Source organism: Streptomyces sp. NPDC055078, from assembly GCF_053607985.1.
In genome coordinates this window covers 1-4,604 of record NZ_JBSGUP010000650.1, presented here as the reverse complement: position 1 = coordinate 4,604, position 4,604 = coordinate 1, and the positions used below count along the sequence as shown (strand labels likewise).

Below are 4,604 nucleotides of genomic sequence, written 5' to 3'. Positions count from 1 at the left end.
GCCCTGCTCCGGCCGTCGTCGTGCCGTTCCCGCTGAAGAAGAAGACCGACCCCGGCCCGACCGGCCCGGCTGCTCCGGGCGAGGGTGTGGTGAAGCCGGGGGAGTGGGTGGCCGAACTCCCCGACACCGACGACCCTGAGGCCGATGGTCTGGCCGAGGGGGTGCCGGTCGACCCGCCGCGCGAGGTCTACCCGCCGTCGGTCGCTGAGTGGATGGAGGCCAGGGACAAGGCCCGTATGCCGGTGCTGCCGGACTGGGTGAAGCTGCCTGACCAGCGCACGGCCGTCCGCAAGTGGGCCATCCGGCATTACTCGGCTGTGGCCGGGTACCACGCCGTCAGGCTGCCGCTGGTCTACACGCCGAAGATCTGCGTGTACGCGCCGCGCGGCGCGTGGCGGTGGTCGACCGCGATCGGCCGGTGGGTGTTCGACGCGGAGGCCAGGGGCCTGCGGGCTGCCGCCGTGGCGAACGAGGATGCGGCGGAATACCTGCGCCTGTCGCGGCAGCGCGACGACCGCGTCCGGCTGCGGGGGATCGTGGCGACGATCGGCGGATTCCTCGGTCTGGCCGCCGCGCTGACCCTCTACGTCATGGCCCCCTCCTGGCTGCTCATGCTGGCCGTTGCCACGCTGACCACCACCCTGGGTGTGGCCGGGGCGCCGGCCGACCGGCCGCTGATCGACCTGGCCAAGGTGACGTTCCGCAAACGGCGGCTGTCCTCCGACATCGTCATCCGCGCGCACGAGGTGGCCGGACTGACCAGCAAAGACCAGACGATCGCCTTCCCCCGGCCGATCGGCCGGGACGGCGACGGCTGGCGGGTCGTGGTGGATCTGCCCTACGGCAAGTCCTTCAAGGACGCGCTCAACGCTCACACCAAGCTCGCGTCGGGCATGGACATCGCTGCCACTCAGCTCTTCCTGGACAAGGACGAGACGAGCGAGCGCAGGGTGTCGTACTGGATCGCCGACCGTGACCCGCTCGCCGTGCCGTCGGGCAAGTCCCCGCTGCTGGGGGCGACACGGGTGGACTTCTGGAAGCCGTTCCCGTGGGGCGTGGACGAACGCGGCAACCCGGTCATGGCCACGATGCTGTGGCTGTCGCTGCTGGTCGGCGCGGTGCCGCGTCAGGGCAAGACATTCTCCGCCCGCACCATCGCGCTCGCCGCCGCGCTCGACCCGTACGTGCGCCTGTATGTGTTCGACGGGAAGGCGTCGCCGGACTGGCGCACGTTCGCCAAGGTCGCCCACCGCATCGGGTTCGGCATCGTGCCGAAGAACAACATCGACCCGGTTCAGCACCTGCTCACCGCGCTGCGGGAGCTGAAGGCGGACGTCGAAGACCGCTACCACCGGCTGTCCGAACTGCCGCTGCACGTCTGCCCGGAGGGCAAGCTCACCCCGGAGATCAGCCGGGACAAGAAGCTGAACATGCCCCTGACCCTGTTCGTGGTCGATGAGGTGCAGGAGTACCTGACCCACCCCGAACACGGCAAGGAAATCCTGTCCGTGCTGGTCTACCTCGCCCGGGTCGCCCCGGCGGTCGGTGTCTCGGTGATGACGTCGACGCAGAAGCCGGACGACAAGGCATGCCCGTCGGAACTGCGGGACCAGCATCAGGCCCGGTTCGCCCTGCGGGTCGGCGCCTACCAGGTCTCGGACACCATCCTCGGCGCGGGCTCGTACTCGGAGGGGCTGGACGCGTCCAAGCTGCTGAAGTCCCACAAGGGTGTGGGTCTGCTCAAGGGCATGTCGGACGACTCTGGGATCGTGCGCACCTACCTCGCCGACGGCCGCGACGCCGACCGCATCCTGACCAGGGCCGCCGCCCTGCGGGAGGCGGAGGGAACCCTGTCCGGCGACGCGGCCGGACAGGCCCCCGCGCCGGAGACGTCCGCGACGATCCTTGACGACGTCGCCCAGGTGCTCGGCAAGGGCGAGACCAAGGTGTGGTCCGAAACAGTCGTGGACCGCCTCGCCGACCTGCGCCCGGACGTCTACGGCCCGTGGGCCGAACTGGACCCCAAGCCCAAGGCCGAAGCCCTCACCTCAGCCCTCAAGCCGCTGGGCATCGGCACCATCCAGATCAGCCGACGCATCGACGGCGAACAGGCCAACAAGCGTGGCATCAAGCGCGACGACATCACCACCGCGATTACGGAGCGCAACAAGAATCGGGACGCCGGATAGGCCCCGCAGCCTGCTACCGGTAGCGGCAGACGTCGCTACCGGTAGCAACCCTGCTAGCGACCCAAACCGCACCTGATCAGGCCGCTAGCAACTAGCGGCCGACCTGCGGAAACCCCAGAAACCCGCCAGGGAGGACCCTTCATGCCCCCTGCCCTGCTCGCTATCGCCTTCCTCACACTCGTCACCCTCGGTTACGCGATGGTATGTGCGGCAAGCCCGTTCGGGAACTGCCGCAAGTGCGACGGCATGGGCCACCGCATCAAGACCGACCGCACCGGACGCCCCAAGCGCGGCCGGGACTGCCGCCGCTGCCACGCCACCGGCAAGCGCATCCGCGTCGGCCGCTGGCTCTACCACCGCCTTGCCCGCACCTACCGCACCGGCACCCGCTGACTACCCACCCACCGCACCGGAAAGGGGGTCCCGGCATGGCCGTGACCATCTCCCTCGCCCTCCTCACCGGACTCGTTCTCTTCTTCCTCCTGCGCTCCCGATCCCTCGGCTTCGGCAGCGCGTTCATCGCCGTCATGTTCGGCTTCTTCCTCGCCTCCACCGGAGCGGCCGGACCCATCAACGAACTGACCACCGCCCTCATCAACGCCATCCCGAGCCTGTAGACCTCTGACCCGAAGGACTGACTTGCCTGTGACCGGACCTGAGCAAGACCCCTGCGAGGCGACCCCTCCGGCGGACACCCCCGCCGGTTCCTCCGCGTGGCCGGACGGGCCGATGCTGGCGGTGGATGTGGAGACCACCGGCATCGAACCGGAGACCGCCCGCATCGTCGCTGCGGCCGTGGCCGCCGTCGGTGGGGGCACCCCGCCCCGGACCACCTCATGGCTCGTGAACCCGGGGACCGAGATCCCCGAGGGCGCCACCGCTGTGCACGGCATCACCACCGAGCAGGCCCGCGCCGACGGCCGCCCGCCGGCAGACGCGCTCACCGAGATCATCACCGCACTCGCCAGGGCACTCGCTGCGGGTACCCCGCTGGTCGTCTTCCGCGCGCCGTACGCGCTGACCGTGCTGGCCCGCGAATGCACCCGCCACGGAATCCCCTTCCTCGACGGGGACGTGGCGCCCGTCATCGACCCGTTCGTGATCGACAAGCGGATCAACCGCTTCCGGTCCGGTCGGCGGACACTGCCCGCACTGTGCGAGCACTACGGGGTCCGGCACGACGGCCCCAACATCGCGCACCACGACGCGCTCGCCGCCGCCCGGCTCGCCTGGCGCCTGCCGCGCGACTGCCCCGCTCTCGCCTCCATCCCGCTCGCCGAACTCCACACCCACCAGCGGGCATGGGCTGCGGAGCAGGCCACCAGCCTTCAGGCATACCTGCGGAGGACCGACCGGACCGCCCGCGTCAACGGCGACTGGCCCCTCATTCCCGCCCCTGCCAACCCTCAGGAGCACGCGTGACGTTCGATATCCGGATCATCTGCGACCACACCGACGCCGACCGCATCACCGCCGCGCTCGCTGACACCTTCCGGACCGGCACGGCCCGGACCTACCCCACCCGCGACGGCATGCGCACCCGCCTCTACCTCACCGCCGACCACCAGCCCACCACGCAGACGGAGACGGCCGGTGAGTAACCCCGCCGCGTGGCGTGCCCCAGACGGCACGCACTGGCGCGAGTTCGGGCCCGTTGCCGAGGAGCCGGACACGGTGGTCCTGTATCGCAGGGAGCAGGACCCCGACACCCGCGCGTGGCGCTCGCTCACGCTGAAGAGCGTCGACCGGCGCACGGTGACGGAGGCTGAGTTCAGCACCTACACCCCGGTCGCCCCGGAGCCGCTGAAAGACCCGCGCATCACCCACCTCGCCACCCTCGTAGACGCCCTCCTGACCGACTACGAGGACGCCACCGGGGACCCGGCACCGGGAACGGAAGAAATCCGCGAGGCGCTCGCCGCCGTCGCCGCCATCCCCGAAGAGGCACGCACCCGCAGCGCCGGGAGCCGCTCTGCCGCCTATCGCTCCGGATACCACCAGGGGCGACGCCGCCGCTAAACCAACCACCCACGAGGGCGACCCCGCCTCTCGCCAAAGATCCGGGGCCGCCCTCATCCACCACCCAACTGAACAGTGGAGGTCTCCAGCATGACTCATGACCGCACCACCGCGCTGCTGACGGCAGCGCTGAAGCTCGCAGAAGCGGGTGTGCCCGTCCTGCCCCTGCGCGCCGGGAAACTCCCCCTCGGCAACTGCCGCGCCTGCGCTGGCAGCGCCTGCGGTGACCGGCCCCACATGAAGGCGGCAGGCACCTGCCAGTGCCCCGCCCCGTGCCATGGGTGGGCCGCCGCCACCACCGACACCCGCGTCCTCACCTCCCCCACCTGGGCCCCCGGGTGGCGACAGGCCGCCGCCATCGCCTACCACCCCGGCGGGGCGGACCTGACCGTCGTG

At 70.7% G+C, this 4,604-nt stretch carries 6 protein-coding genes and 1 pseudogene; all 7 read left to right on the top strand.

Annotated elements, in window-relative coordinates; all coding sequences use genetic code 11:
- Positions 1-2,189, top strand: a 2,189-nt coding sequence (locus ACWF94_RS34080) for a cell division protein FtsK (RefSeq protein WP_453497585.1), incomplete at its 5' end; no start/stop codon positions are given.
- Positions 2,190-2,330: 141 nt separating this feature from the next.
- Positions 2,331-2,582: a hypothetical protein gene (locus tag ACWF94_RS34075; RefSeq protein ID WP_453497583.1), complete on the top strand. Its 252-nt coding sequence runs from the start codon at positions 2,331-2,333 to the stop codon at positions 2,580-2,582.
- A 35-nt stretch (positions 2,583-2,617) separates the two neighbouring features.
- Positions 2,618-2,806, top strand: coding sequence for a hypothetical protein (locus ACWF94_RS34070; RefSeq protein WP_453497580.1), 189 nt, complete (start codon positions 2,618-2,620; stop codon positions 2,804-2,806).
- A gap of 28 nt (positions 2,807-2,834) precedes the next feature.
- The gene (locus ACWF94_RS34065) at positions 2,835-3,611 is read left to right on the top strand and encodes an exonuclease domain-containing protein (RefSeq protein ID WP_453497577.1); all 777 of its coding nucleotides are present in this window, start codon (positions 2,835-2,837) and stop codon (positions 3,609-3,611) included.
- Positions 3,608-3,790, top strand: coding sequence for a hypothetical protein (locus ACWF94_RS34060; protein ID WP_453497575.1), 183 nt, complete (start codon positions 3,608-3,610; stop codon positions 3,788-3,790). The genes ACWF94_RS34065 and ACWF94_RS34060 overlap by 4 nt, the downstream gene beginning before the upstream one ends.
- Positions 3,783-4,208, top strand: a complete 426-nt coding sequence (locus ACWF94_RS34055; protein ID WP_453497572.1) for a hypothetical protein — start codon at positions 3,783-3,785, stop codon at positions 4,206-4,208. The genes ACWF94_RS34060 and ACWF94_RS34055 overlap by 8 nt, the downstream gene beginning before the upstream one ends.
- 90 nt (positions 4,209-4,298) lie before the next feature.
- Positions 4,299-4,604, top strand: a pseudogene (locus ACWF94_RS34050) (DNA primase); the annotation flags it as partial.